This is a genomic window from Desulfotomaculum sp. 1211_IL3151 (assembly GCF_036763075.1).
Taxonomy (GTDB): domain Bacteria; phylum Bacillota; class Desulfotomaculia; order Desulfotomaculales; family Desulfotomaculaceae; genus Desulfotomaculum.
The window spans coordinates 113,751-140,509 of record NZ_JBAIYV010000058.1 but is presented as its reverse complement, the minus strand read 5'-3'; the positions used below and the strand labels follow the sequence as shown (position 1 = coordinate 140,509).

The following is a 26,759-nucleotide window of genomic DNA, read 5'->3' as shown; positions in this document are numbered from 1 at the left end:
TGTATAATCTGACTGTAAAATGTTTGTTTGCATACTTATATTTTACAATAAAAGACGGCTTCTGGCATTTACCAGTCGCCGCCTTTTGTTTTTTATTAAGGGGCTGTCTTACTGCGACAGCCCCTTTGTTGTTACCCCGATAATAAAAGTCAATCCCAGCCCTGTCCAAAGAATGATTTCACCCTAATGTGGGTAAGATTTTGGTTAAAAGTTAGGTGTTTGCTTTTAATTTTTCCGGGGAGGTAACATAATTGTTTGAAAACGTCCTAAAAAAAGGTAAAATTGGTAGTTTAGAACTGAAAAATAGATTTATTATGCCAGCGATGGGTTCAAGTCATGGTGATGATGGAAAGGTAAGTCAAAAATTAGTAGATTATTATGTTGCACGGGCCCGTGGGGGATTTGGACTGCTCACCACAGAATTCGCCTATATTGATTTAGAGGGCAAAGCAATACCGGGACAGCTTAGGATTGACTCTGATGACATCATTCCTGGGCTTAAAACATTAACAGACGCGATACACCGGGCAGGGGGAAAAGTACTTGTTCAACTACAGCACTCTGGACGACAGACAAATCGTGCTGTGACTGGTATGCAACCAGTGGCCCCATCGGCTGTCCCTTGCCCTGTTAATCTTGAGCTTCCCAGGGAACTTTCAATTGAAGAAATAGATGCAGTGGTAGAGAAATTTGGTGATGCCGCACTCCGGGCTAAAAAAGCTGGTTTTGATGGTGTGGAAATTCATGGTGCCCATGGGTATTTGGTGGCCCAATTTTTATCGGGTTATACGAATAAGCGGGTAGACGAGTTTGGGGCAGATTTAGCAGGTCGCATGAAGTTTGCACTGGAATTAATAAAAAATATAAAAAGCAAATGCGGCAAGGAATTTCCCCTTGTGTTTCGCATTAGCGGGGAAGAAAGAGTAAATGGTGGACTAAAGCTTAACGAGACGATACCCATTTCGAAGGCTCTGGCTGAGGCTGGGGCAGATGCCATTCATGTCTCCACGGGCGTTTACGCAAGTATGCCCTGGATGGTTGCACCTGCCAGTGTTACTACCGGCTTTAACCTATACGCGGCAGAGGCTATTAAAAAGGCGGTCAATGTACCTGTTATTGCTGTGGGTCGTATTACGGATACCTTGATGGCGGAGGAAGTTATCGCCAGCGGTCGGGCTGACTTTGTCTCTTTAGGGCGAGGGTCCATTGCCGATCCGGAGTTCCCTAATAAGGTTGCTGAGAACAGACCACAGGAAATCTCCCCCTGTGTTGGTTGTATGACCAGGTGTCAGGGTGTACCAGGAGTAATTCCCGGTGATCGCGGTGTGTCCTGTATGATCAATCCCTTTTCAGGCCATGAGGGTACAATGAAGATCACACCTGCAAAAAACCCCAAAACCATTGTGGTTGTGGGCGGCGGGCCAGGCGGACTTGAAGCAGCGTGGGTTGCTGCTGCCAGGGGGCACAGGGTAACCCTATTGGAAAAGAACAACAAAGTTGGCGGTCAGTTTATACCAGCGGCTGTGCCGCCTGGAAAACAGGATCTGGCCAAGGGCATTCGGTATTATTATGAAATGTGTAAGAAATATGGTGTAAATCTTAAGCTTAATATAGAAGCAGATGCAGAGATGATCTTAAACCTAAACCCCGATGAAGTTATTTTAGCTACCGGAGCAGTTCCCTTGGATTTTCCAATACCCAACGAAGGTATTGAAGTTGTTCAGGCAGTAGATGTCTTATTGGGAAGGGTAATGTTGGGGAAAAATGTTCTTATTGTGGGTGGTGGCTTGGTAGGATTGGAAACAGCCGAACATCTACTTAGCCAAAGCCGCAGGGTTACAATTGTTGAAATGGAGGATGCTGTAGGAAAGAATGTTCACCCAAGTATCGTATATTTTAGCCTGCAATCTTTAAAATCAGGTGGGGCCGCAATAGTAACCCGTACAAAAGTAGAGAAGTTCAAGCAGGATGGTGCTCTTTGCACAAATTCTTCTGGCACAATAGAGCTATCAGACTTTGATATGGCTGTATTAGCAATCGGTGCAAAGTCCTATAACCCCTTGGAAAGGCAATTGACCGGCAAGGTGAGATCACTACACGTAATTGGTGATGCGGCAAAGGTTCGCCGGGGTGTTGAGGCAATCGATGAAGGCGCACGGTTAGCTTTGAAGTTGTAAATAGATCATGAATTGGCTGGATGACAAAGGGGACGGGTGTTAACAACCGCCCCCTTGCACGTTAATTTAAGGTAGTAGCCCGGATTTTGTGCAATTTGTTTACGAATTTCTTCGTTCATTAAGTCTTGGTTATTAACTTCATCTTGGAACATTAATTTAAGGAAGCTTGTTTTCATTTTTCATGCTATACTTTATTTATAACTAACTAATGTGAGGCAACAACGATGAGTAGCAGCATAAACAAGTTTATTGAAGAACTTCAAAAATATAAATCAATCGAAAATGTTTTTAATCCGTGGCAAGATTATGATGAAATTTGTGATATATGTCCGGAAGCACCGGCCATAAGGTCCAACCACCTTGAACAATTCTTATCTGCCAGGATACCCGGGGCAAGGTACCTTCTTGTGGCAGAAGCTGTTGGTTACCAGGGCGGTAGGTTTACAGGTGTGGCAATGACATCGGAACGAATACTTTTGGGGAACCATGCTGGTGTTAAACCTTCCGTTATTTTACAAGATATACAGGGGAGAAGAACCAGCAACCCAGACAACCAAAAACTAAAGGATACGCAAAAAAACTTTGGATTTACAGAGCCTACAGCAACCATTGTGTGGGGGGAAGTAATAAAAAGCAAAGTATCTCCTTATCAGGTAATTACATGGAATATATTCCCTTTTCATCCCTTTGATCGAAGTAAAGGACCTTTAACCAATCGTACCCCTACCGCTGTAGAATTAGAAGTGGGTGCGTACTATACGGAAATGTTATTAAAGCTATGCCCAAACATTACCGTTATTTCTATCGGAGGACACTCATCAAGAACCCTGAGTAAATTTGGGATTGAAAATATTCATGTACCACACCCAGCAAATGGGGGAGCGGGTAATTTCCGGGCTGCGATTAAAAATATTTTGGTCTAGCGTATGATGGTATTCATAGTCGAAGCGATTGTTTTACCCCCATTTTAAGATGGAACTACAGGAAAATTTCTACACCTTTACAATAATGTAAAATGATCCTATCCCTTAATCAGAATGATTGAGGGATATTTTTATACCCACCTTTGGCAAAATAACACCAAAGGTGAGGTGAGAATGTGCTTTTACGGTGGGTTTTCCTTTTGTTTTTGCTGATTTATCCTAGTATAGGCTGGGCAGGTGAATCATTGGGTAAGGTTGTCATTGACCCCGGACATGGAGGTTATGATCCAGGTGCTACTCGCAATGGGGTGATGGAAAAGCACATAAATATTGCCATTGCAAAGGAAATCAGTAGAATCCTACAAGCCAGCCACGTGGAGGTTCAGCTAACGAGGGACGGTGATTACAACCTTGCGGTTCCCGGTTTGCATGGTCGGGATGCCAAACGATACGATTTTGAAAAGCGCATTGAGATAGCCCGTAAATTTAATGCTGATGCAGTAGTCAGTATCCACGTGAATGTGGGCAGACGCAAATGCTCTGGGCCGGAGGCTTTTTATTACAATAATTCAACCCAGGGGAAATTACTGGCGGAGAGCATTCAAAATGAATTGACAGGCATACCGGATATCAACAAGCGTGTGGTAAAAACCGGTAGTTATTACATCCTAAGGCATACGGAGATGCCCTGTGTAATTGTGGAAACGGGCTTTCTCAATAACCCCCAAGAAAGGGAAAAGCTCTTGGATAAAAACTATCAACAAATGTTGGCCCAGGCCATTGCCACAGGAACGATCAACTATTTGCAAGTGAAAAATCAGGATACCAAAGAAAATGTCGAAATATAAAAAGCACGCATGTATTAAGGCAAAATCTACAGCAAAGGGTGAGTTAAATGCAACGCAAAAGGTGGGGCTTTTATATTGTCCTGATGAGTATGGTGGTTCTATTCGGTTATTTTACCATGCGGAACGCGGTTGTTGCTTCTAAACCTTTAACTACTCAGAAGCAGCCCATATTAGCCATTGTCATTGATGATTTTGGGGGTGCTGATAGTCATGGTGTAACAGAATTGCTGGCCCTTGACCGTCCCATAACGGCGGCTGTAATGCCCAATTTAATTAATTCTATAGCCCATGCTGAAGAAGCCCATCGGCTGGGTCATGAGGTGATTTTGCACCAACCGATGGAACCTATGCACGGCAAGGCTTCCTGGCTTGGGCCCGGAGCTATTTTTGCTAGTATGAGTACACAGGAAATCCGGGATACCTTTAGCAAAAATTTAGACTCCATTCCCCATGCCTGTGGTTTTAATAATCATACCGGCTCCAAAATAACCAGCAATAAGGAAAAGATTATGCCCATGCTGGATGTGGCCAAGAGCAAGGGAATCTTTGTCCTGGATAGCGGGACTTCCAGTAAGTCACAGGTTATACCCGTATCGAAAAGTATGCACATTCCCTGGGTGAAAAGAGATGTGTTTTTGGATGATGTTAAAAGCAACCAACATGTTACCAAGCAAATTCGCAAGGCCTGTGAACTTGCCCAAAAGCAGGGCTATGCCGTAGCAATTGGACATGTGGGACATGGTGGTAACGTAACGGCAAAGGCAATCAAGGAGCTCATTCCATACATTGAACAGCAGGGCATTAAGTTAGTACCTCTGTCGGAGGTTGTCAAAGCAAACAACGGCAATGCCGATGGAGAAGTCTAAACAGGGTGATGTAGAACCCAGTCTGAAGGGACTGGGTTCTGTTCATGAATCAACATGGGCAGGTTTTAATCGGTGGTATAGGGTATACTCATCTGTGAAGGGGTAGAAGCAACCTTAAAATAATGTATAATAATATAAAAGGAAATTTCTATATGTTTGGAGTTATGATGATAGAAAAAGGGATAAGAAGAAAAAAACTTAAAAGCATGATGGTTGCATTTTTATTCGTTAGTTTAATAGGATTAGCCTCTCTTTTACTTATTAATTATCACGTTGTATCCTCCGTAAAGGATAGAATTGTGTCAGAAGATGAGGCAGCCTTGTTAGATGCGGATTGTATCCTGATTCTCGGGGCAGGTGTGTGGAATAATGAAAGACCCAGTCATATGCTGGAGGATAGACTTTTGCAGGGTATCAAGTTATATCGGAATGGAGCTTCCGATCGATTACTAATGAGCGGCGACCATGGTAGGAAAGAATACGATGAGGTTAATATCATGAAGCAGTTTGCCATCGATAGAGATATTCATTCGGAACATATATTTATGGACCATGCGGGTTTTAATACCTATGATAGCCTGTATCGTGCAAAAGATATTTTTCAAGCCGAGAAAATTATCGTTGTAACACAGAAATACCATTTGTACCGCGCTTTGTATATCGCAAAAAAGCTGGAAATTGAGGCGTATGGAGTTGCTTCTGATCCAAGGAGCTATGCCGGGCAAGAAGTCCGAGACTTCAGAGAGACGTTGGCAAGGGTAAAGGATTTCATAAATGTGATGATTAAACCGGAGCCTACCTTTTTAGGTGAAACCATACCAGTAACAGGTAATGGTAATTTGACAAACGATTAACGAAGCAACCACGCATCCATTGTCAGCCTGGTCTTGGTGCGGCTGATTTTTCCATGCCCATAGGCCAATACCGAGGGTCAACTTTGGGTAAGATATTTTGTAGATTAGCTTAATTTTGTTGTAGCCAGCGGACATCCTTATAGAAAGGAAGGATTTGTAGAATGGATCATAAATACAACAGCAATATAAAGGAAATCTATCTGGCCGGCGGCTGTTTTTGGGGGATAGAAAAATATCTGTCTTTAATAACAGGAATTATTAGCACCGAGGTAGGCTATGCCAATGGTAATACGGAGAACCCTAGTTATGAAGATGTATGTCATAAAAACACGGGCCATGCGGAAACAGTCAAAGTAGTATATAACCCGGATGAAGTAAGTTTAGAATTTATATTAAAACTTTTTTATCAGGCCATTGATCCTTTGGCAAAAAATAGACAAGGGAATGACATCGGGATTCAATATCGTTCCGGAATTTATTATTCCGATGAGCTAGATAAAGAAATAATATCTAACTCACTACAAGAACTCCAGAAGAACTATGAGAAGCCACTTGCCATCGAGGTGTTTAAGCTAGCAAACTATTATCCAGCCGAAGAATATCATCAAAAGTATTTAGACAAGAACCCAGGTGGTTATTGCCATATTGGAGAAGAAAAATTTGCAGCAGTACAGCTGGCACAGGATCATAAAATGAGATATCGGCCCAAAACAAAAGAGGTTTTAAAAACTACCCTGACGGATATGCAGTATAATGTAACACAAAATAATGCCACAGAGCCACCTTTCAGAAATGAATACTATAATAATTTTAAAGATGGCATATATGTAGATGTTACTACCGGGGAACCACTTTTTACTTCTAGAGATAAGTTTGACGCAGGTTGTGGCTGGCCAAGCTTTTCCAAACCCATTGATTCTGAGTTTATCCGTGAGGCAAAGGATTCAAGTTATGGCATGAACAGGACGGAAGTGCGAAGCAAAACCGGGGATGCCCATTTGGGACATGTTTTTAATGACGGACCAAGGGAGTTAGGCGGCATGCGGTATTGTATCAACAGTGCCTCCCTCGAATTTATTCCAAAGGAAGACATGAAGAAAAAAGGTTATGAAAGCCTACTTCATATATTTGATTGAGCCAGCCTATAGAAACTTGGCGTACAAATAAGCCAAGTTTTTATAATTGCCAGGTATTTTCCGTTCTGGACATAGGGTGTGCAGGCATGGTATATAAATAGAAGGTTTTCCTAACTAGTAAAGGAGATCGCAATGGGAAAGTATAGCAAATATAGAGCATATAAGGGAAACATAATCTACAGTCAGGATAAGGATACCCTTATTAGTAAAGAGAATTCATATATATTGGTACTGGATGGAATTGTCAAGGGGATTTATCCGGCATTGCCAGAAGAATTTCCAAAAGAGAATGTCATGGATTGGGGCAATAATCTGATTATACCGGGCTTTTGTGATATGCATGTTCATGCTCCTCAGTTTTTGCAAAGGGGCATTGGTATGGATCGGGAGCTTTTGGACTGGCTAACTACTTATACATATCCCACCGAAGCAAAGTTTAAAAATGCAGAACACGCAAGGAAAGTCTATACACTTTTTGTAGATGAGTTATTACGGCAGGGCACTTTACATGTAAATTGTTTTCCATCCATTCATTATCAAGCATCGGAAATATTGTTCGATATACTGGAGCAAAAAGGCTTGTTTGCTTTTACGGGAAAGCTCAATATGGATCAAAATAGTCCGGCATATTATATAGAAGAGACCGAACAATCCCTTATTGATACTGAAAAATTCATAGAACAACATCAAAATACCAGCCAGGTTAAGCCTTCCATTGTCCCCCGATTTACCATCACCTGCAGCGAAAAACTGTTGGCCGGGTTAGGTGATTTATGCCAAAAATATGAGGTTCCCGTCCATTCACATATGTGCGAAGCAGTTAATGAAATGAAAGTGGTTAAGGAACTTTTCCCCGGTTACAAAAATGGAGCAGAGATTTTTTATAAAAACAATCTACTTGGACAAAGACCTACCATCATGGCCCATTGTATTTTTATGGACGACGATGTTTTAGCCCTGATGGAGAACCCAAACTGTTTGGCCGTTCATTGTCCGGAGGCAACTGCCAATATTAATGCCGGTGGTATCATGCCAGTGAAAAAGCTGTTGCAGAGGGGTATTAACCTGGCAATTGGCAGTGATATAGGTTCGGGTGCAAGTTTATCAATTGCCAGGGCAATAGCCAACACGATTCAGCATTCAAAAATCCGTAATATGTTTGACCCACAGTGGGAGGCTGTCAACCTGGCAGAGGCTTTTTATATGGCAACTCGTTCCGGCGGAAGGTATTTTAATCAAGTTGGAGCATTTGATGAAGGCTACTGTTTCAACACCTTAGTAATTGATGACAGCAATATGTTCGGGGAGGAGCTTACTCCCGTGGAACGACTGGAGCGCTTTTGCTATGCAGGGGATGATAGGAATATCTGCATGCGATATCTTCTAGGAAAAGAAGTGGAGATTTAACCCCCCAAAAAATTAAAAACTACCTTTACACTAGAAAATTCCGTTATTTACAAGCAAATGGTATAATAGGGAAAGAAGTCATAACTTGCCTAAGGTTATGGCATATATACATATAATCGAAGAAAGAAGGATGAGCTGCCAATGAAAATGGTTGATAAAGACGTGGAACAAGTCGCGCATCAAAGTCGGCTTGATCTAACAGTGGAAGAAAAAGCAGCCTATACAGGGTCCCTCAATAAAATACTGGATTACCTGGAGCTTTTAAACAAAGTAGATACCAGTACGGTAGAGCCTGTTGCCCATGTCCTTCCACTTAAAAATGTCTTTAGGGAGGACAAGCTGCAGCCAAGTCTTGCTAAAGAGCTGGTCTTGGCTAATGCGCCAAAAGAAGAAGCGGGGGCCTTTGTAGTGCCCCGTATTATTTAGCAGGAGGTCTCCGATGCAATTGAATCGATTATCCGTTCACGACCTTAGTGAACTTATCAAGAAAAACGAAGTTAGCAGCGAAGAAATAACCAAGAGCCATTTGGAACGTATCCGTCAGGTTGAAGAGGGCATTAAGGCCTTTGTAACAGTAACAGAAGAGGAAGCTTTAGCCCAGGCCAGGGCTGTTGATGAGAGACGGGCCAAGGGGGAAGAACTCTCTCCCCTGGCGGGAATTCCCATGGCCATAAAGGATAATATTTGTACAAAGGGAGTAAAGACTACCTGTGCTTCAAAAATGCTAAATAACTTCATCCCTCCCTATGATGCCACAGTTGTCGAAAAGTTAAAGAGTACGGGTGCGGTACTGATGGGCAAATGCAATATGGATGAGTTTGCCATGGGTTCTTCCACTGAGAATTCCGTGTTTTATAGCACCAAAAATCCTTTTAACGCTGAAGCAGTACCTGGTGGTTCCAGTGGGGGTTCAGCTGCTGCAGTGGCAGCGGGGGAAGCAGCCTTTGCTTTAGGCTCAGACACAGGTGGTGCCGTTCGACAGCCAGCGGCTTTTTGTGGTGTCATAGGTCTTAAGCCTACTTACGGCTATATTTCTCGTTCCGGTCTAATATCCTATGCTTCTTCTCTGGACCAAATTGGTCCCCTGACCCGGGATATGACGGATTTGGCTTTAATCTTAAATGTAATCTGTGGTCACGATAGCAAGGATTCAACATCCGTTGCTGTCGATGCACCCGATTTTACAAAGAGCCTGGTAAATGATGTCAAAGGATTGAGAATTGGCTTGCCCAAAGAGTATTTCGGGACAGGTCTGGCACCGGAGGTAGCGGCAAAGCTTCAGGAAGCTGTCCGTAAGCTGGAGGAATTGGGAGCCATCTGTGAAGAGGCAACGATGCCCCATACCGAATACGCGCCGGCCGCTCACTATATCATTTCCTCTGCCGAAGCCAGCTCCAATTTAGCCAGATATGATGGAGTTAGGCATGGCCTAAGGGCAGAGGCCGAAGATGTATTGACGATGTTCAAAAAGACCCGCAGCCAGGGCTTTGGGGAAGAGGTAAAAAGACGGATCATGTTCGGTACATATGCATTAAGTACGGATAATTATGATGCCTATTACACGAAGGCTTTAAAAACACGTAATCTGGTCAAACAGGATTTTGAACGGGCCTTTGAAAAATTTGACCTGCTGTTAACGCCTACAAGCCTCACAACTGCTTTCAAAATCAGTGAAAAGGCAGAGGACCCGATGGCTATGTACCTGTCCGATGCCTGTACGATACCAGTTAACTTAGCTGGTGTGCCGGCCATGTCCCTGCCCTATGGTATGGTGGAAGGGCTGCCAGTGGGACTGCAGCTGATTGCCCGGCATTTTGACGAGGGAACTTTGCTAAGGGTAGGCTATACCCTGGAGCAAAGTACAGACCAAACCAGGCCAACGCCTGATTTATAGGGGGTTAAACGGTTAAGATGAGTAGATACGAAGCAGTTATCGGCTTAGAGGTTCACGTGGAGTTAAAGACCGAGACAAAATTATTTTGCGGCTGTTCAACGGAATTTGGCAAGGAGCCAAACACGCAGGTGTGCCCCGTCTGTCTGGGTCTGCCAGGTAGTACAGGTACCTTAAATAAAAAGGTTGTGGAGTTAGCCACCAAGGCTGGTCTGGCCCTCAATTGTGAAATAGGAACCTACACCTGGTTTGATAGAAAAAACTATTATTACCCAGACTTACCCAAGGGCTTTCAAATTTCCCAGGTCTTTCGGCCCATCGCTGAAAGCGGCTATCTTGATATAGAAGTTAATGGTGAGAATAAACGAATTAACATTACCAGGGCCCATATCGAGGAAGACCCTGGGAAACTAGCCCATTCAGGCGGATCCATCACGAATTCCCATGCTTCCTATGTGGACTATAACAGGTCCGGGATGCCCCTGATAGAAATCGTATCGGAACCTGAAATTCGCTCAGGCGAAGAGGCGAAGGCTTATCTGGAGAAGCTCAAGTCTATCCTGGAATATACGGGTGTGTCTGATGTAAAGATGGAGCAGGGTTCCTTGCGCTGTGATGCCAACGTCTCCGTTCGCCCGGTTGGCACTACGACATTGGGCACCAAAACAGAAATTAAGAATATGAACTCCTTCCGTGCAGTGCAGCGGGCCATTGAGTATGAAGTGGAAAGGCAGATAGGTGTTTTGCAGTACGGGGAAAAAATTATTCAGGAAACCCGTGGCTGGGATGAAAACAGAGGAATTACAGTATCCATGCGTAATAAAGAAAACCCGGATTACAGGTGTTTTATCGAGCATGAACTTACCCCCATTGAGCTAACGTCAGAATGGATTGACGAGGTCAGGGAAGTCATTCCTGAATTACCAGACGCTCGCAGGAAACGCCTGGTTGAGGAGTATGGTCTGCCTGCCTACGATGCCGGCATAATTACCAGTTCCCTTGCCCTAGCAGAATTCTTTGATGCCTCATTGCAAAAGTACCCGGATGCTAAAACCATTAGCAACTGGATCATGGGTGAACTTTTACGACTGTTAAATGCCCGCAATATGGAACTAAACGAGGCTAAGATTACCCCTGCCGGACTGGCCACTCTGTTGGAGTTAATCAAAAAAGGCACCATCAGTAATAAGATCGGCAAAGAGGTTTTCGAGGTTATGTTTGAGGAGGGTAAAGACCCAGACCAAATTGTCAAGGAAAAGGGTCTCTCTCAAATATCGGATACCGGGCTGTTGGATCAAATTATTGCAGAGGTTATTGAGAAGAATCCCAAATCAGTAGCAGATTTTCAGTCTGGTAAGGAGCAGGCCATTGGCTTTTTGGTAGGTCAAGTAATGAAAGCCACCAAGGGACAGGCCAATCCCGGTGTGGTGAATAAGATGCTTCGGGCTAAGCTTGCTGAGTAAGGGTATAAGCGGGAGAAATTTAAACCACCCTGAGGTACATTCGTTTCCCTGGGGTGGTTTTACAATATTCTGCATTGATACATTGGGTAAAGAATAGGGGAGAGAGAATATGATCTTAGTTAGTGCTTGTCTGGCTGGCATTAAATGTAAATATCATGGCGGAGACAATTTGGTGCCGGAGGTTTTAGCACTGGTGGAACAGGGAAAAGCCCTTGCTGTGTGTCCTGAGGAACTGGGGGGCCTGGCAACGCCCAGGGAACCAGTGGACATTGAAACAGGGGATGGCTTTCAGGTATTGACCGGCAATGCCCGCTGCTTATGTGAAGGGGGTCAGGATGTAACCACAGAATTTTTGCAAGGGGCGGCTAAGGTATTGCAAATAGCACAGGAAAATAACATCAAGCTGGCTATTTTAAAAGAACGCAGCCCGTCCTGCGGTAGTTCCTGCATTTACAACCGGGTTCAAAATGACTCCCCAGGGGTGGAACGCAAAGTTGTCTCGGGCATGGGTGTCACAACCGCTTTATTACATCAAAATGGTATTAAGGTTATCTCGGAGGAACAAATTTCACAGTTGACCATGACATAGGCGTATTGTGAAAAATGCTTTTTATCATGCATAAAAAATTGTCAGGTAGTTGTAGTTTAAAATATAGGAAAGCCGGAATTGGAAATGATCCGGTTCGAGACGGAGGCTCGAATGACCTCAAGCGGCATAGATAACCTTGCTCCCTATCCGGATGCATGGAATTAATGATATAAACAACGGCAGTCCTATTTAAATCCGGACTGCCGTTGGATTTTTTCCCTTTGGGCCGAGTTAGTTTCCGTGAGGGAAACAGTATTCCGGATACGGTGTTTAATATTAGCTGGTCTTAATATAATTGTTTTTAGGCCGCGCACAATCCAGCAGAGAGGTATCAGAAAGGGCAGTTTTTTAAGAAATGGAAAGAGGATGGTCATGTGTTCCTTATTGGGAAAGAAGATACCCAAGGTGTATTTTAACTTGGCCACCCTAAAGCTGTCGTCGGCTTTTCTGGTTTTGATGAACTTGCCCAGGGCAGCATTTTGGGCTGTGCCATAGGTTCCGTTGGACAGTACAAAGGCAGTCATTGTCTGATCGTGTTCATTCATCTCCCTACCATCAAACCAGCACTCAGACAAACCCTCCATATTTTGGGCAAAGTCATCCAGACCGGCCTTTGCCAGCTCGCTGCGGATGTAGTCCCAATCTAAGCTGTCCTGGTAATGTTTTTTATACACCCATACGTCCATTACTGAGCGAATACCGGTGCCGCCCCCCCGGTAGTGTTTGGCCATATGGGCCAGCAGATAAATATAAAAATCCTCCCCAGACATTTCATAGCTGTAATTTTTCCCTGCCTGCAGTGCGGCACGCTGCCAGCCTGTGCCAAAATAAGCATATAAATCATGATAGCTTTCCGCAATCAAGGCCCGGTGTAGTTCTATATTCATCACCGGCATTTTGTGGTAGACGTCGTGGTTGCCCCCTTCGTGGACAGAGGTGTAACCTAAGGTAAGCATAATCTCCCGGGCTGCTTTAAGTTTGTCTGCTTCCACTAAAATATCCACATCAGCCATTAAGCGCATGTCCGGTTGGGGGTAAAGGTGTTTGATGATAAATCCCTTAAGGGGCATATGCTTAAGTTGTTTTTCTTCAAAGGCGGCTAAAATTTGCTGTACCTCAAACTCCTGCCGGACTTCCTTAGCCAGGGCCTTGCTGCGGGCCTGCTTAAAGGACTTGAGTATGGACTCCGGCGGTAACGGGTCCAATTTGAGTAAGCCGTAATAGGCCATATTGGCTACATGGTGCCAGGCAGCTAATTGGTAGAGTTTATCCATTGGCAGCCCGGCTGGCAATGGCGGTGGACTTTCCCCCTTTAGTATCGAAGCCAGCAGGGCAATTAAATAACTGCCCACCATAGGCCTAGCTGGATTTTCCTTCATTCATACCGACCTCCCTGGGAAGGATAGTCTTATTTTCAATGCAGACCTCTTGATTGCAGATAGACAGGGCTGCCCTGCGGTGGGAGACAATCAGGCAGGTTTTGCCCTGCAGGGACTTAATATTGCTGAGCAGCCTTTGTTCCGTACTTTCATCAAGGGCAGAGCTAGCTTCATCCAGCAGCAGGATAGGTGCATCACTTAGGATAGCCCTGGCAATGGCTAGTCGCTGGATTTGACCCTCGGATAAACCGTGACCCTTTTCACCGATTACCGTGTTGAGCCCTTGGGGCAACTGGTTAATAAATTCGTCAGCACAGCTTATTTGGGCAGCTTGCGTTATTTCATCGTCGCTGGCGGTGGGCTTGATAAAGGAGATATTCTCTTTAATGGTACCGGAAAGCAATAGGTTTCCCTGGGGTACATAAGCGAAAAGTTTTCTGACTTGGCGGTCTATTTTAATCCTACTGCCGTCATTCATTTGCAGGTAGATATTACCTTCATTGGGTTGGTACACACCGAGCAGCAGCTTTAAGAGTGTACTTTTGCCAATACCTGAGGTTCCGGTGAGGACCACAAAGTCTCCTTTGTTTATACTCAGGGTGACATGCTCTAAAATGCTATCCCGATCGTAGCCAAAACGAATATTGGCACAAACAATCGCCTTAAAACCAAGCTCCAACTGGGTGGTATCCAACAGACCTTGATTAAGCTCAGTTTCATCAGCCAGACGTTCCAGTTCCATCACTCTTTCGCTGGAAGCCAGTAAAGCATAATACTTGGGCAGCAGGCCCGACAGACCAACAAAGGGGGTCTGCACCTGTCCCACCAGCTGCAGGATAGCAGCCAAGGTGCCAAAGCTAATGGCTTGCTGGTAAAGCTTGTAGGCTCCCCACACCAGGGCATATAGATAACCAAGCTGGAAAATAAAACTGAAGCCGCTGTTAGCAAAGATGCTGGCAGTCATGCGCTTTCTCTTGGCCTGGTAATTTTTCTGTTGTAGGCCGGTTGCCCGATTCTCCAGTTGCCTTTGTACACCAAAGATCTTTACCACCAGTAGGTTTCCAATACTCTCCTGCATAAAGGAACGTACCTTACCGTCTGTTTCCTGTACTTGTTTATGCAGTTGTTTCATCAGGCCGCGAAATAATCTGATTATAAAGAAGATAGAGGTACCGGCTAAGGCGAAAATAAGGGCAAAGATGGGGTCTATGGCAACCAGGACGGCAAAGGCCCCAAGTAGCCTGGTCAGCATAGAGGCCAGACTGGGTACAATGGTGGCCACACCATCAGCGATGATGGTCACATCGTTAGTAAGATGGTTGAGCAGTTCGCCGCTGTGGTAGTTGGAAACGGTGGCATAGTCTTTGTGGAGAAGTTTAGAAAAGAGTTGGCTTTTATATCTCATCTCCAACCTAGCCTTGATGATCTCTTCAAGATGCCGGCAGAGGAGGTTCAGCAGCAGTTGCAGCAGAATAACGCCCAGCAACAGTAGGGCAAAGATAAGGATAGCCTGGCGGTCACTGGCTACTGCACCATCAATTACCTGCCGAGAAATCAATGCAAAGGCTATTCCGCAGGCTGCAAAAATAGCGTTGCCGATTATCAGAATGACCATGGGTGCCAGGTGTGTTCGGGAATTATGATACAGCCACTGCACGGTCTCCCTATCCTTCAAAGGGCTTCCTCCTTGCCTTGCTGGCGAGTGCCCTCAACTTGCATAGGATCCTGCGAAGTGGGGTTAGGGCAATCCAGGTGATACAGTACAGACGGTACAGGTTATTGGTATGGCAGTCAATGTATTTCCCCCGGTGATAGAAAGCTTTGACCACTGCCATCACCTGATGGTGCCTGATCCCGTATTCCCGCTGAATTTGGTTGTCGCCGCAGAGTACATAGCCATCTTCTTTTACAGCCACCACCCGGTGTAAAACAAACTGCCCGTTATGGCGTCGGTAAAGGGGAATATCATATTTTTTTAGTTTAGCGGGGGCCTGTACCAGAATGATTTTATCCAGGTGGTTTCGCAGCATGGGGTGCATACTATTTCCCCTGGGGGTAAAGGACACTTCGCCGCCGCCTTTCAGGATTTCCTCCATGAGCGGGGATACTTCACTAAGTAAAATTCGCCTGGACAAGCAAATCTGCACCTTTCAGCTTCTCAATAAATTCTGTGATATCCCTTTTTGCCCTTGCCTCATCAATGTCATATTCGTCTAGGATGGCCAAAAGCAGTTCCTCTTTGTTGGCACCTTTTTCCAACAGTTTCCAGAGAAAGGTTCCTGTATCGTTTAAACTAATTAACCCATTGAAATCAAGGGTAGCTTTGCCAATTGCCACTACCACATTATTTCCTGCCACTTGCCGCAGCATATAGCCCTCTTTGATTTTAATTTTTCTCACCCTTTCTTTTGGCAGACATCGCCTGGTAAGCCATGATTACCGCTTGCTCACTAATATTGCAGCCCATTTTATAAATCGGAATCTGCCGCAGGAGACGGTCCAATAAATAAAGCAACTTATCCATATGCTGTATATTATGGGGGCGCAGGGTTTGATTAAGAATTAGCCTGAGCGCGTCTTTAGCAGCGATTTTTGCTAACCAATTGTTCGCTGACTGTTCTAAAAAACAGATGGCTTGCAGGGGTACTTTAATATTGGTATTGTGTGGACTTTTGCCGCTCCAGGGTGTTCCGTAGACGTAGAAATGCTGATCAATGAGCCGGATGGCTGGTTTGTCATCATTAATAATGACTGCTTTATCCTCGCCGAAATACGCCTGCCATTGACTGGCATGGGTAGATTTGCCGGTACCGCAGGGTGCGGAGAAAAGATAAGCTTGTCCCCCATAGGCCACCGCTGAGGAATGTAAGACAAAACCGTCAAAGTCTAACAGACGGTGGTAAAACTCAGCACCGGTCCAGATATATTCACATTCATTAGGGCTTAAATGAGGATTTTCCCCTTGCTTTTGCAGCAAGAAATCCTCGGTCAAGGTGATGCTGATATCCACAGGCCTGGTTGGATCCGATAAATAGGCCAGGGTTTGTTTTTGTAAGGTTTCTCCGTTTGCCTGTAAGGCAACAGTAAGGTCTGCGATTTTGTATATATTCATCGTCCTTTACCTCCATAAGCTTTTCTGAGACAAACCCTTTGCAGGAGGCCGATTAATGTAATACTCAAGTATTACCACTTCTTTACAGATAGACATATTCGATGAAAAGGTTCAGATTCCTTCGAATATTCCCTGATTAGGGTATGCTGAAAATAACCATTGCAGCGATTGATTGACTGTGTCCCGGCAGATACGTTGGCTTTCTATGATAATAGTAGTAAAATTAAAAAATAAATATTAATAATTTACAATAAAACAGAAAGGATCCTGGGTTTACCGAAAAATCGTTAACTCCATAGAGTATTAGCTTTTACAATGTGTATAGGAGGTTTAATAATATGTCTAACGCTACTTTTGAAGATTTTATGAAATTGGATATCCGGGTTGGGGAGATTACACAGGTGGAGTTTTTTGAAAAGGCTAGAATACCTGCCTATAAATTATGGGTTGATTTTGGTGATGAAATCGGTGTAAAGAAGTCCAGTGCCCAGATTACTGAGTGCTATCAAGGGGAAGAGTTGGTAGGTAAGCAAGTTTTAGGGGTGGTAAATTTTCCATCAAAAAGGATTGCAGGTTTTACATCGGAGGTCTTAATATTAGGAGTTTATGCTGCACAAGGGGTGGTATTAATTCAACCAGACCAACCTGTTCGTAAAGGTGACAAATTAGGTTAGTTTAAAACATTAGCAAGGGGGCGTTTCATTTATAAAGACGCCCCCTTGACCTATAATGCAATGTTCAACGATAATAGTATCAGATTATACAAACCAAGGACTTAAATTTTCCTGATTAGGAGGTTGCTAATTGTTTATATCTTATTTTTTGGTTTTCTTCTTGGCTGCCGTTCCTTTGTTTGAACTCGTTACTGTTGTCCCGCTGGCGATAGCTGGAGGGCTAGCTCCAATACCAGTGGCTGTACTAGGGTTTCTAGGGAATTTACTTACGGTAGTGCTGTTAATCATCTTTGCTGATAAGGTCAAGAGATGGTGGGGGGCAAGAAAGCTAAAGCGTAATGAGATAAAAAGGCAAGATGAAATGGCGTTCCAGAACGGTGAGGAAGATGCTCCTGAACCGGAATCAAAAAAGAAAAAACGAGCCAGAAATCTTTTTAGCAAATTTGGCTTACCCGGACTAACCATTTTTGGTCCTATGCTTGTAGGTTCCCATATTTCTGCCCTTATGGCAATAAGCTTTGGTTCAAAAAGGCAACTGGTGTTTATTTGGATGCTTATCAGCTTAGTATTATGGACAATTGTATCTGCCATGGCAGCCAGTTATGGGGTAGCTTTTTTTATTCCTAATGTAGAGGAAAACGGGTTTCTTATTAAACTATTTAAATAATGCGGCAAAGAGAGATGGGACTGTCGCAGTAAGGCAGCTTGGAAAAAAACAAGATCCGAGCCAATCGCTATGGAGCATACTTGCATATTCCCAAGGCCGCCTAAACAAAAACGAAAAGGTGCCCACAGGGGAAAGCTCTTCCCTTGTTTTGTTGCGCCCAAACCGGAGCCTAAATGGCAAAATTCACCTGCGTAGATGGTATAATTTTTATGTCACAAATAAAAAGGGGCGTGTCGCTCTACGTTTTCAATTAAACGTTTTGCGACACGCCCTTGCTTTTGATTATTAAAAATGCTATTATAAAATTCTACATAACACAACCAATTATATAATACTAATCAAAATAATGATACCATATTTAAAGGGTCATGTCAAGGTTTTGGGGAGGGGTTTTTAAAAATAATAATTATTAATAGGGGGAGGTGAATGGCCTTTGTTTCTAGCATAGCCCCTATGTAGGGTGTTAGAAGCAAGGTACCTATGCTATTTGGAATGATAGGTGTATCTCCGTCGTTGCTACAAAAACAGGCGGTAGCTGAGATTATAAAATGTAACGACTTGACAAGTCAGTTTGGGCTAACCCTGTCCCACCAAGATGCTATTGAGCTTGTTGAAACAAGAACCCTTGCTTTACAAAGTAACGGGCGAATTGAATTTGGTGCTGGGGTCATCGAAAAAATAATCAGGGAATTTTGTCACTCCCCTTATGTTTCCAGGTACAACTATGCAGAAACAATGCACGAGCTGACTGAAATATTCTACTTTTACAAGAATGAGACACTGGATTTGCTAAGCGATGAGGAATTAATAAAATTTATGAAAAACAGCTTTGATAGACAGTGTCAGGGTTCCTTGGGCTTGCTGGCCGGAAGAGAGCTGGCAAATATGGCACGTAATGTACGTTATGGCTATCCCCTGGATTATTTAGAGGATTTGGAGAAGGATGAGGAGGCTGAAGATGGCGAATATTGAAAAGCGATATATCATTAACGGCAATCATCTAAATCCTCAATTTTATTTTGCCTCACTTCTGCAAGAGGCCTATGCCTGTGGACTGTTATTTGCTTCTGACATCGAAAGAATTCAACTGCAATGCTTTGGTTTTTTGGCCAAAAAAACTGAGAAGTACAATGGTGGGGACAGTAGTTCCATAAGGGTGGAGATTGCCGAAAACATCATGAAATCTAACCTTTATACCATGGGGTTGTACCTCAAAACATTGCCCAATGCCGACTGTGCGGTCAGTGAACTTAAGACGTCCAATGTGGTTGAAATATATCAAAGGGGAAGAAAAATAATTGATGATAAACTGCAAGTAGCAATGAAATTCTATCGTCTAGCTCAAAATAATAAACTAATCACCATAAACTACACCTATAACGCCACCCTTGACGATAATGGCATAGGAGCCTTTTTTAAAGCATACGACCCAGATTATGCAGCCCATGAGATTCCTGCCTCCATTGATTATCAACTTTGCAATCCGATCACTGATTTAGCAGGGGTCGAGTTTATAGAAAAATACCTGGCAAACTTATTTCTGGAAAATGAGTTTTGCACTAACTTTGCACCGGAGGATATCAATGGGCTGCTTTACGGCTATGATGAAGGGTATCAAGATCTGCTCATTAATATCTTTGAGCATGTTTTTACCGGGGCATTAGGATGTTGGCTAGCCCAAAGAAATGTGGTAAAACTCAATATTCCGGTTGATCAAATTGAAGTTATGTATAATGGACTAGCTAGAAATATTCATTCTTTAGACCTTATCCTTTCTAAGGCAAGTGAAGGGGTACTGGCCGAGCTAAATATAACAAATCCTGCCTTACAGAGGTATCTTGCAAAAAACCTACCTAAAATCAAAACCAATATTACCCATGCCATAGAGACAAACAACCTTGATAAAGTATTTGTACCCCTGGTCAATCCTAACTTAAAACCTAAAATAGAGTTTTCCCCAGAGGTTAAGATGGATGATGCAGAGTATAGAAAGTTGATTAATGAATTGCTATCATGCAGATATGCATCCGATAAGCTGATACTAATAAAAGAACAAGTGAAATCCTTTGATGATTTGGAAGATGTGCTGTTTGATGCACAACTAAGCCAGGAAGAAATCATCTTGATTTTTAAGATTCTGGAAGATGTTGAGATTGCTCTGCTTATTAGGCGGTACCCATACAAATCGGATGTGCAAGCCGTGGATTTGTCTGAAAAGGAACAAGTGTTTAGGTTATATCTAAAAAACTATCTTGAGCAACTTCCCTATGAGCGGCAAGAACAGATTTTTGAATTGATGGATCGCCTTATAGATGAAAACCTAGAGATTTAAAGTGGCAAGGGGCCTTTCACTTGGCATATTCGGGTAGTGGCAAAGGAAACGTCTCCTTGCCACTACCTTTTGTGGAAAGTTTTTTAGCATAACTACTTGTAGATTGTAAACAATATGATAAAATTAACATTATATTAATTCAAACAAATGCATAATAATGCATCGATTGTAAGAGGGAGGACGAACATGCCAAAAAGAACGGACATAAATAAAATTTTAATTATTGGGTCTGGTCCGATTATTATTGGTCAGGCCTGTGAGTTTGATTACTCTGGGACCCAGGCCTGTAAGGCTTTGAAAAAGTTAGGTTACCAGGTAGTTCTGGTCAATTCCAATCCGGCTACCATTATGACTGACCCAGGAATTGCAGATGCAACCTACGTTGAACCCCTAAATCCCAAAAGCCTTACCGAAATTATTGCCAGGGAAAGACCCGATGCTGTGTTACCAAATTTGGGCGGACAAACTGCTCTTAACCTTTGTTCCGAACTTAGCCAAAGTGGTATTTTAGAACAATACGGTGTTAAGGTTATTGGTGTTCAGATAGATGCCATTGAACGGGGCGAGGATCGCATAGCCTTTAAGGAAACCATGAACAGACTGGGCATCGAAATGCCCCGCAGTCAGGCAGCCTATGGTGTTGAGGAGGCAGAAAAAATAGCCCAGGAGCTTGGCTATCCTGTGGTGATCAGACCGGCCTATACCATGGGCGGCACAGGCGGGGGCCTGGTCTATAATGTTGAGGAACTCAGAACCATCGCTAACCGTGGTATTGCTTCCAGTATGGTAGGACAAATTCTTGTTGAGGAGTCTGTGCTGGGCTGGGAAGAACTGGAGCTTGAGGTTGTCAGGGATAGTAAGAACCAGATGATTACAGTTTGTTTCATTGAGAATATCGACGCTGTGGGAGTGCATACGGGTGACTCCTTCTGTGCAGCCCCGATGCTGACCATCAGCCCTGAGCTGCAGCAGCGATTACAAAAGTATGCCTATGACGTGGTGGAAGCCATTGAGGTTATTGGTGGGACCAATGTTCAGTTTGCCCACGACCCGAAAACCGGCAGGGTTGTCATTATTGAAATAAACCCACGTACCTCTCGCTCCTCCGCATTAGCATCCAAGGCCACTGGTTTTCCTATTGCCTATGTATCAGCCATGTTGGCAGTTGGCCTTACACTGGATGAAATTCCTTACTGGCGGGATGGAAGCCTGGAAAAATACACCCCCTCCGGCGACTATGTGGTAATCAAATTTGCCCGTTGGGCCTTTGAAAAATTCCCCGGTGCCCAGGATAAACTGGGGACTCAGATGCGTGCAGTGGGCGAGGTTATGAGCATTGGTAAAAACTACAAGGAAGCTTTCCAGAAGGCCATACGTTCCCTTGAAATCAACCGCTATGGTTTGGGCTTTGCTAAGAATTTTAACCAGTATTCTCTGGATGAATTACTTGCCATGCTTACTGAGCCAACCAGTGAACGCCAGTTTCTGATGTATGAAGCCCTGCGCAAGGGTGCCGATATAGATTTGATTCATAAGCTGACCCATATTAAATCCTATTTTATTGAACAAATGAAGGAACTTGTTTTGTTGGAAGAGGAAATATTAAAATATAAAGATGGAAGTTTGCCCGCTGAGCTACTCATTAAGGCAAAAAAGGATGGTTTTGCGGATCGTTATTTGGCCATGCTTCTAGGCCAGACAGAAGTGGAAATACGTAAGGCAAGAACTGCCTTAGGCATTGTGGAGGGTTGGGAAGCAGTGCCTGTAAGTGGCGTTGAGAATGCAGACTATTATTTTTCCACCTATAACGCTCCGGATAAAACTTCTGTAAGCGATAAGCCAAAGGTAATGATTCTGGGCGGCGGTCCCAACCGAATTGGCCAAGGTATTGAGTTTGATTACTGCTGCGTTCATACAGCCTTTGCCCTGAAAGATTTAGGCTATGAAACGGTTATCGTCAACTGTAACCCGGAAACCGTTTCCACCGACTATGATACCTCCGACAAGCTGTACTTTGAACCCCTTACGGTGGAAGATGTATTAAGTATCTATGAGAAGGAAAAACCACTGGGTATAATCGTTCAGTTTGGCGGTCAGACTCCCCTTAATATAGCAAAGGAACTGGAGCAGGCTGGTGTGAAAATCCTGGGAACATCGCAGGAAACCATTGATTTGGCAGAAGACCGCGACAGGTTCAACAATATGATGAAAAAGCTTGCTATCCCCATGCCGGAGTCGGACATGGCCACCAATATAGAAGAGGCCATTGCAATAGCTAATCGAATTGGCTATCCTTTAATGGTGCGTCCTTCCTATGTTCTTGGTGGGCGGGGGATGGAAATTGTCCACGATGAAAAGATGCTTCGTAAGTATATGGCTGCGGCAGTTGGGGTTACTCCTGAAAGACCCATTCTGGTGGATCGATTCCTTGGGCATGCCGTTGAAGCGGAGGCAGATGCCATTGCCGATGGCCACGATGCATTTGTGCCAACCGTGATGGAGCACATTGAATATGCCGGTGTTCACTCAGGAGATTCAGCCTGTGTAATTCCACCGGTAAGTATTTCAGAGGAACACATGAACACCATTGTGGATTACACGAAGAAGATTGCTAAAGAAATGAAAGTCGTTGGCCTGATGAATATGCAGTATGCCATAGCGGATGGCAAGGTTTATGTTTTGGAAGCCAATCCAAGGGCATCAAGAACCGTTCCCCTTGTTTCCAAGGTCTGTAATATCCCGATGGCCCGCATAGCAACAGAAATAATTATGGCTGACTACGCCGGCAAAAGGTACCCCATGGGCAATCTGGTTCATAAAAAAATTCCTCACTATGGGGTTAAAGAAGTGGTGCTGCCCTTCAATATGTTCCCTGAGGTTGATCCCGTATTAGGACCGGAAATGCGCTCCACCGGAGAAGTATTGGGTATGGCGGATTCCTTTGAATTAGCCTACTATAAGGCCCAGGAGGCAACACAGACATCACTGCCTACCTCGGGAACTGTGCTCATTAGTGTTAACGATAGTGATAAACCAGATGTTCTTGAGGCAGCCTGGGAATTTTTCCAGATGGGTTTTAAAATCAGAGCAACGGAGGGAACTTGCAAATTCCTTCAGGAAAATGGGGTCCCATGTGAAGGGATTAAAAAGATCAATGAAGGACGGCCCAATATAGCCGATCGCATTGCCAACAAGGAAATCCATCTGATCATTAACACACCCCAGACTAAGCTTAGTGAATTTGATGATTCCTATATCCGTAAGATAGCAATCAAGCACAAGGTACCCTATATCACCACCATGACTGCTGCCCTGGCCAGTGCAAAGGGTATTGCAGCCTATATCGCAAATGGCTTGTCAGAGTCCAGGAAAAAGTCCTTACAGGAATATCATTCGGATATTACGGTTTAAGAAAAACCCCCTTCGACAAGAATTAGTTGTCGAAGGGGGTTTTAGTCATCAGCTATACAGCCTCACAGCACAAGGGGACGGTTCTTTTGTGTTGTGCTCTAGAACAACACAAAAGAACCGTCCCCTTGTGCTGTCGCAGAAAGGATGATGGCTGACGGCTAAAAGCCCAAGGCCACGACCCACGGCTCATGGCCTTTATTTTACCCTGGCTTCCTGCACAGAGTTTGCTTTGCCCCTGGCTAGGGAGGCAAATATTCCTCCGAAACACATCACAGTAAATACAATAAAGGCTGTTTTGGTACCCTTAAGGAGTGAATCCGGGTCCGCTGAACTTAAATTTACTTCACCAATATAAATAGTTAGCAGCAAAGTCACCACAGCCATGCTGATGGTTTGGCCTGTTAGCCTCATGGTACCCAGGGTGGAAGAGGCTACCCCATAAAATTTTTTCTCCACCGATCCCATTACTGAGTTGGTATTTGGGGATGAAAACAAGGCAAAACCGATGCCCAGTAACCCAAGGTTCAGCACCACTAACCAAATAGGAGTTGTTTTGGTCAAGAAACAAAAAATAAACAGCCCCAGGGTGCTTATGGCCATACCCCAGGAAGATACAATCCGGGGATCAATCCGGTCTGAAAGGGTTCCGGCATAGGGGGACAACAAAGCCATCAATACTGGTTGGGAAAGCAGGATCAAGCCTGCTGTTTGGGAATTGTAGCCCAATACCACCTGCAGGTACATGGAGAGTAGAAAGCCTAAAGCAAAGGTAGCACTATAGTTAATCAGAGCGGCTAGATTGGAAAAAGCAAAGGTTATATTTTTACTAAACAAACCGATCTTTAAAACTGGGTGGGTAACCTTCATTTCATAAAATACAAAGGTTATCAGTACAACCAGACCGATGGCCAGGACATATTTTGCCCAGACAACAGAATCAATGGCAGAAATACCATACATAAAGGTTACCAGACCAACGGAATAGAGGAGGGATCCCAGTAAGTCAAAGGGTTCACCTTTGGCACCGGCCCACTCTCCCTTTAATTTAGCAATACTAAACAACAGCACAACAAGGGAGATCAAAGCTGTTAAATAAAAAATGGATTGCCAACCTAAGTTGTGGTTCAGGACACCGCCCAGTACCGGGCCCAAGGAAAGACCTGTATATACGGTAGCTACGTTAATACCGAGCACCTTACCCCGTTCCTGGGGTGGAAAAACCGAGGTCAAAATAGCCATCCCGGTACCAAAGATCATGGCACTGCCAATCCCTTGTAAGACCCGAAAAAGAATCAGGGAATTAATTGACCAGGCGAAACCACAGAAAAATGAAGAGAGGGTAAAGGCAATAATTCCCAGCAAAAAAATCTTTTTCCTGCCCACAATATCCGCCAGTCTTCCGAATGGCACCAGAAAAGTTGCAGAGGCCAATATGTAGCTAGTGGCAACCCAACTAAGCAAAAGAGCATTACTATTAAATTCTTTACCAATACTAGGAATGGCAAGGTTAATGGCGCTGCCCATAAAAGGAGTCAAAAAGGATGCCCCGCAGGCCACCAATAGAGTGTACCTCTTTAGCGATTCATTTGCATTCACTTTCATCAAATCCTTTGCTCAAAATTCATTTAAATTATTATAATACCCCTGATGGTTTCTTATAATCATATTACCACCTTTTGTTTTACAAGTCACTTTCTGGGCCAACGACAAACCCGAAGTTAGATAAACTTCGGGTTTGTTGCTATCCTCTGGTTAATTTTAATAATACTGGTGAGGGGGATTCGATTTGGTGACTCTCATCACGGGTACCACTGCCGAATACGGGCTGAATAATTAAAAGACCAAATAAAATAATCGGCACAATACCAATTAGCATAAGTTTGTTATTAATTGAACCGTTGTTTTTCATGTTGCTATTTACCTCCAATTCCAATATTTTTGCAACAAAGAATATTTTAACATAAAAAGTTGTCTAACCATTAAAAGTTCTAATTTTAAAATTTATCTAAATAATGTTTATATATTTCGGCTCAACAAATCAGTGGTCAATTTAGTACCAACCCATGGTAAAATTAACATAAAACTGCACCAATTAAAGGGGTTACAGTTTATTTTGAAAGGCGGGATAGTAAAATGATGTGGAAAGAGAAGTATAAAATTGGCGTACCTCTCATTGATAACCAGCATGAGGAACTCTTTAAAAGGGTATCAGAATTTATTCAGACTGTTCGGGGAGAGGGTAACTGGCAGGCCAAGCTTGATAAAGTTAAAGAAAATATGGCTTTTATGCAAGAATATGTTGTGGTTCATTTTAATGCGGAGGAAGCTTATCAAAAGAAAATTAACTATCCTGATTTAGAAAATCATCAGAAGATCCACGCTAAATTTAAAGCAGATGTAAATCGTTATGTACAAAGGTTAGAGCAAGAGGGTTACAGTGAAGAACTTGTGCAGGAGTTTGGTGGAAAACTAATGGCTTGGTTAATTATGCACGTGGCTGCCATGGATCAGAAAATTGGGGAATATGTAGAAGGTCAAGGGGGAGAAAAATAAATGAAAGCGGAATATGTAAACTCCTTTTACCAAGCAACGAATGATGTTTTAGCTTTAATGCTTGATATAACCACGGAAAGAGGAATGCCGAGGTTGCTTGAGGACATGGTGTCCAGTAAAGATGCCAGTGTGATTCTTGGCATTATCGGTGACGTCAAGGGAACGGTATTATTTAGCTTCCCTAAAGATATGACGTTGGAAATGGTTAAAATTATGAGTGGTATGGAAATGGATGAAATAGATAGCTTTGTTTCATCCGCTATTGGTGAAGTGGCTAACATTATAGGTGGTAATGCAATAACCATGCTGTCAGCTAATAATTATCATTGCGACATTGCCACACCACAGGTAATTGTTGGGGAATACAAATCCTTATCTTTAGGCAACGAAAAGGCCCTGTTATTACCATTAAAAACTCCCATTGGAGAATTTAGTATTGCTCTATTTCTTAAGGAAAAATAGAAAAAGGGTCTTATT

The 26,759-nt window shown here is 43.6% G+C and carries 25 protein-coding genes; 18 read left to right on the top strand and 7 right to left on the bottom strand.

The window, feature by feature from the left end:
- Positions 1-251: 251 nt before the first annotated feature.
- The 11 genes from V6C11_RS16690 (at position 252) to V6C11_RS16640 (ending at position 12,154) form a co-directional block, all read left to right on the top strand.
- Positions 252-2,177, top strand: a complete 1,926-nt coding sequence (locus V6C11_RS16690) for an oxidoreductase (RefSeq protein WP_333532326.1) — start codon at positions 252-254, stop codon at positions 2,175-2,177.
- 224 nt (positions 2,178-2,401) lie between these two features.
- On the top strand, positions 2,402-3,100 hold the full coding sequence (locus V6C11_RS16685; protein ID WP_333532325.1) for a uracil-DNA glycosylase: 699 nt from the start codon (positions 2,402-2,404) through the stop codon (positions 3,098-3,100).
- A 200-nt stretch (positions 3,101-3,300) separates the two neighbouring features.
- Entirely contained in the window at positions 3,301-3,948 is a 648-nt protein-coding gene (locus V6C11_RS16680; RefSeq protein ID WP_333532324.1) for an N-acetylmuramoyl-L-alanine amidase family protein, read from the top strand.
- Positions 3,949-3,995: 47 nt separating this feature from the next.
- On the top strand, positions 3,996-4,814 hold the full coding sequence (locus tag V6C11_RS16675) for a divergent polysaccharide deacetylase family protein (protein ID WP_333532323.1): 819 nt from the start codon (positions 3,996-3,998) through the stop codon (positions 4,812-4,814).
- 164 nt (positions 4,815-4,978) lie between these two features.
- Positions 4,979-5,668, top strand: coding sequence for a SanA/YdcF family protein (locus V6C11_RS16670; RefSeq protein ID WP_333532322.1), 690 nt, complete (start codon positions 4,979-4,981; stop codon positions 5,666-5,668).
- Positions 5,669-5,853: 185 nt separating this feature from the next.
- On the top strand, positions 5,854-6,804 hold the full coding sequence (gene msrB, locus V6C11_RS16665; RefSeq protein WP_333532332.1) for a peptide-methionine (R)-S-oxide reductase MsrB: 951 nt from the start codon (positions 5,854-5,856) through the stop codon (positions 6,802-6,804).
- A gap of 132 nt (positions 6,805-6,936) precedes the next feature.
- Complete coding sequence (locus V6C11_RS16660; protein WP_333532321.1) at positions 6,937-8,211, top strand: amidohydrolase family protein; 1,275 nt, start codon at positions 6,937-6,939, stop codon at positions 8,209-8,211.
- A gap of 141 nt (positions 8,212-8,352) precedes the next feature.
- Complete coding sequence (gene gatC / locus V6C11_RS16655) at positions 8,353-8,637, top strand: Asp-tRNA(Asn)/Glu-tRNA(Gln) amidotransferase subunit GatC (RefSeq protein ID WP_333532320.1); 285 nt, start codon at positions 8,353-8,355, stop codon at positions 8,635-8,637.
- 13 nt (positions 8,638-8,650) lie between these two features.
- Entirely contained in the window at positions 8,651-10,105 is a 1,455-nt protein-coding gene (gene gatA / locus V6C11_RS16650) for an Asp-tRNA(Asn)/Glu-tRNA(Gln) amidotransferase subunit GatA (protein WP_333532319.1), read from the top strand.
- Between the two features lie 17 nt (positions 10,106-10,122).
- Positions 10,123-11,565 (top strand): Asp-tRNA(Asn)/Glu-tRNA(Gln) amidotransferase subunit GatB, encoded by a 1,443-nt coding sequence (gatB, locus tag V6C11_RS16645; protein ID WP_333532318.1) that lies wholly within the window; start codon positions 10,123-10,125, stop codon positions 11,563-11,565.
- A gap of 109 nt (positions 11,566-11,674) precedes the next feature.
- Positions 11,675-12,154 carry a DUF523 domain-containing protein gene (locus V6C11_RS16640; protein WP_333532317.1) on the top strand — a complete coding sequence of 160 codons (480 nt, stop codon included), beginning with the start codon at positions 11,675-11,677 and terminating at the stop codon, positions 12,152-12,154.
- Between the two features lie 185 nt (positions 12,155-12,339).
- Here the strand turns inward: V6C11_RS16640 and V6C11_RS16635 are convergent, their stop codons facing one another.
- The 5 genes from V6C11_RS16635 to V6C11_RS16615 are packed head-to-tail and all read right to left on the bottom strand — an operon-like array spanning position 12,340 to position 16,645.
- A complete protein-coding gene (locus tag V6C11_RS16635) occupies positions 12,340-13,533 on the bottom strand; it encodes a nucleotidyltransferase domain-containing protein (protein ID WP_333532316.1) in 1,194 nt (397 codons plus the stop codon).
- Positions 13,514-15,208 carry an ABC transporter ATP-binding protein gene (locus V6C11_RS16630; protein WP_333532315.1) on the bottom strand — a complete coding sequence of 565 codons (1,695 nt, stop codon included), beginning with the start codon at positions 15,206-15,208 and terminating at the stop codon, positions 13,514-13,516. Before V6C11_RS16630 ends, V6C11_RS16635 begins: the two co-directional genes overlap by 20 nt.
- A complete protein-coding gene (locus V6C11_RS16625) occupies positions 15,198-15,668 on the bottom strand; it encodes a hypothetical protein (RefSeq protein ID WP_333532314.1) in 471 nt (156 codons plus the stop codon). The genes V6C11_RS16630 and V6C11_RS16625 overlap by 11 nt, the downstream gene beginning before the upstream one ends.
- A complete protein-coding gene (locus V6C11_RS16620) occupies positions 15,646-15,903 on the bottom strand; it encodes a PqqD family protein (RefSeq protein WP_333532313.1) in 258 nt (85 codons plus the stop codon). Before V6C11_RS16620 ends, V6C11_RS16625 begins: the two co-directional genes overlap by 23 nt.
- A gap of 16 nt (positions 15,904-15,919) precedes the next feature.
- Entirely contained in the window at positions 15,920-16,645 is a 726-nt protein-coding gene (locus V6C11_RS16615) for a hypothetical protein (protein WP_333532312.1), read from the bottom strand.
- Between the two features lie 338 nt (positions 16,646-16,983).
- Here V6C11_RS16615 and V6C11_RS16610 point away from each other — a divergent pair, with 338 nt between their 5' ends.
- From V6C11_RS16610 to carB, 5 genes are all read left to right on the top strand, one after another.
- On the top strand, positions 16,984-17,319 hold the full coding sequence (locus V6C11_RS16610) for a tRNA-binding protein (RefSeq protein ID WP_333532311.1): 336 nt from the start codon (positions 16,984-16,986) through the stop codon (positions 17,317-17,319).
- 130 nt (positions 17,320-17,449) lie between these two features.
- Positions 17,450-17,986, top strand: a complete 537-nt coding sequence (locus V6C11_RS16605; protein WP_333532310.1) for a small multi-drug export protein — start codon at positions 17,450-17,452, stop codon at positions 17,984-17,986.
- Between the two features lie 480 nt (positions 17,987-18,466).
- Positions 18,467-18,958 (top strand): DUF6323 family protein, encoded by a 492-nt coding sequence (locus V6C11_RS16600; protein ID WP_333532309.1) that lies wholly within the window; start codon positions 18,467-18,469, stop codon positions 18,956-18,958.
- The gene (locus tag V6C11_RS16595) at positions 18,945-20,318 is read left to right on the top strand and encodes a DUF6179 domain-containing protein (RefSeq protein ID WP_333532308.1); all 1,374 of its coding nucleotides are present in this window, start codon (positions 18,945-18,947) and stop codon (positions 20,316-20,318) included. The genes V6C11_RS16600 and V6C11_RS16595 overlap by 14 nt, the downstream gene beginning before the upstream one ends.
- 186 nt (positions 20,319-20,504) lie before the next feature.
- Positions 20,505-23,729, top strand: a complete 3,225-nt coding sequence (gene carB, locus V6C11_RS16590) for a carbamoyl-phosphate synthase large subunit (RefSeq protein ID WP_333532307.1) — start codon at positions 20,505-20,507, stop codon at positions 23,727-23,729.
- Positions 23,730-23,924: 195 nt separating this feature from the next.
- Here carB and V6C11_RS16585 read toward each other — a convergent pair whose 3' ends face one another.
- Positions 23,925-25,325 carry an MFS transporter gene (locus V6C11_RS16585; protein ID WP_333532306.1) on the bottom strand — a complete coding sequence of 467 codons (1,401 nt, stop codon included), beginning with the start codon at positions 25,323-25,325 and terminating at the stop codon, positions 23,925-23,927.
- Between the two features lie 145 nt (positions 25,326-25,470).
- Positions 25,471-25,638 carry a hypothetical protein gene (locus tag V6C11_RS16580; RefSeq protein ID WP_333532305.1) on the bottom strand — a complete coding sequence of 56 codons (168 nt, stop codon included), beginning with the start codon at positions 25,636-25,638 and terminating at the stop codon, positions 25,471-25,473.
- A gap of 224 nt (positions 25,639-25,862) precedes the next feature.
- Here V6C11_RS16580 and V6C11_RS16575 point away from each other — a divergent pair, with 224 nt between their 5' ends.
- A complete protein-coding gene (locus V6C11_RS16575) occupies positions 25,863-26,282 on the top strand; it encodes a bacteriohemerythrin (protein WP_333532304.1) in 420 nt (139 codons plus the stop codon).
- Positions 26,283-26,744: a chemotaxis protein CheX gene (locus V6C11_RS16570; RefSeq protein WP_333532303.1), complete on the top strand. Its 462-nt coding sequence runs from the start codon at positions 26,283-26,285 to the stop codon at positions 26,742-26,744.
- Positions 26,745-26,759 lie beyond the last annotated feature (15 nt).

Excerpts from the sequence above, each read along its gene's own strand:
- gatB (WP_333532318.1), top strand. The coding sequence starts at position 10,123 with ATGAGTAGATACGAAGCAGTTATCGGCTTAGAGGTTCACGTGGAGTTA.
- V6C11_RS16620 (WP_333532313.1), bottom strand. The coding sequence starts at position 15,903 with ATGCTGCGGCAAGTGGCAGGAAATAATGTGGTAGTGGCAATTGGCAAA.
- V6C11_RS16640 (WP_333532317.1), top strand. The coding sequence starts at position 11,675 with ATGATCTTAGTTAGTGCTTGTCTGGCTGGCATTAAATGTAAATATCAT.
- V6C11_RS16595 (WP_333532308.1), top strand. The coding sequence starts at position 18,945 with ATGGCGAATATTGAAAAGCGATATATCATTAACGGCAATCATCTAAAT.
- V6C11_RS16600 (WP_333532309.1), top strand. The coding sequence starts at position 18,467 with ATGCTATTTGGAATGATAGGTGTATCTCCGTCGTTGCTACAAAAACAG.
- V6C11_RS16660 (WP_333532321.1), top strand. The coding sequence starts at position 6,937 with ATGGGAAAGTATAGCAAATATAGAGCATATAAGGGAAACATAATCTAC.
- V6C11_RS16615 (WP_333532312.1), bottom strand. The coding sequence starts at position 16,645 with ATGAATATATACAAAATCGCAGACCTTACTGTTGCCTTACAGGCAAAC.
- gatC (WP_333532320.1), top strand. The coding sequence starts at position 8,353 with ATGAAAATGGTTGATAAAGACGTGGAACAAGTCGCGCATCAAAGTCGG.
- V6C11_RS16685 (WP_333532325.1), top strand. The coding sequence starts at position 2,402 with ATGAGTAGCAGCATAAACAAGTTTATTGAAGAACTTCAAAAATATAAA.
- gatA (WP_333532319.1), top strand. The coding sequence starts at position 8,651 with ATGCAATTGAATCGATTATCCGTTCACGACCTTAGTGAACTTATCAAG.
- V6C11_RS16575 (WP_333532304.1), top strand. The coding sequence starts at position 25,863 with ATGATGTGGAAAGAGAAGTATAAAATTGGCGTACCTCTCATTGATAAC.
- V6C11_RS16670 (WP_333532322.1), top strand. The coding sequence starts at position 4,979 with ATGATGATAGAAAAAGGGATAAGAAGAAAAAAACTTAAAAGCATGATG.
- V6C11_RS16675 (WP_333532323.1), top strand. The coding sequence starts at position 3,996 with ATGCAACGCAAAAGGTGGGGCTTTTATATTGTCCTGATGAGTATGGTG.
- carB (WP_333532307.1), top strand. The coding sequence starts at position 20,505 with ATGCCAAAAAGAACGGACATAAATAAAATTTTAATTATTGGGTCTGGT.
- V6C11_RS16610 (WP_333532311.1), top strand. The coding sequence starts at position 16,984 with ATGTCTAACGCTACTTTTGAAGATTTTATGAAATTGGATATCCGGGTT.
- V6C11_RS16580 (WP_333532305.1), bottom strand. The coding sequence starts at position 25,638 with ATGAAAAACAACGGTTCAATTAATAACAAACTTATGCTAATTGGTATT.
- V6C11_RS16635 (WP_333532316.1), bottom strand. The coding sequence starts at position 13,533 with ATGAAGGAAAATCCAGCTAGGCCTATGGTGGGCAGTTATTTAATTGCC.
- V6C11_RS16570 (WP_333532303.1), top strand. The coding sequence starts at position 26,283 with ATGAAAGCGGAATATGTAAACTCCTTTTACCAAGCAACGAATGATGTT.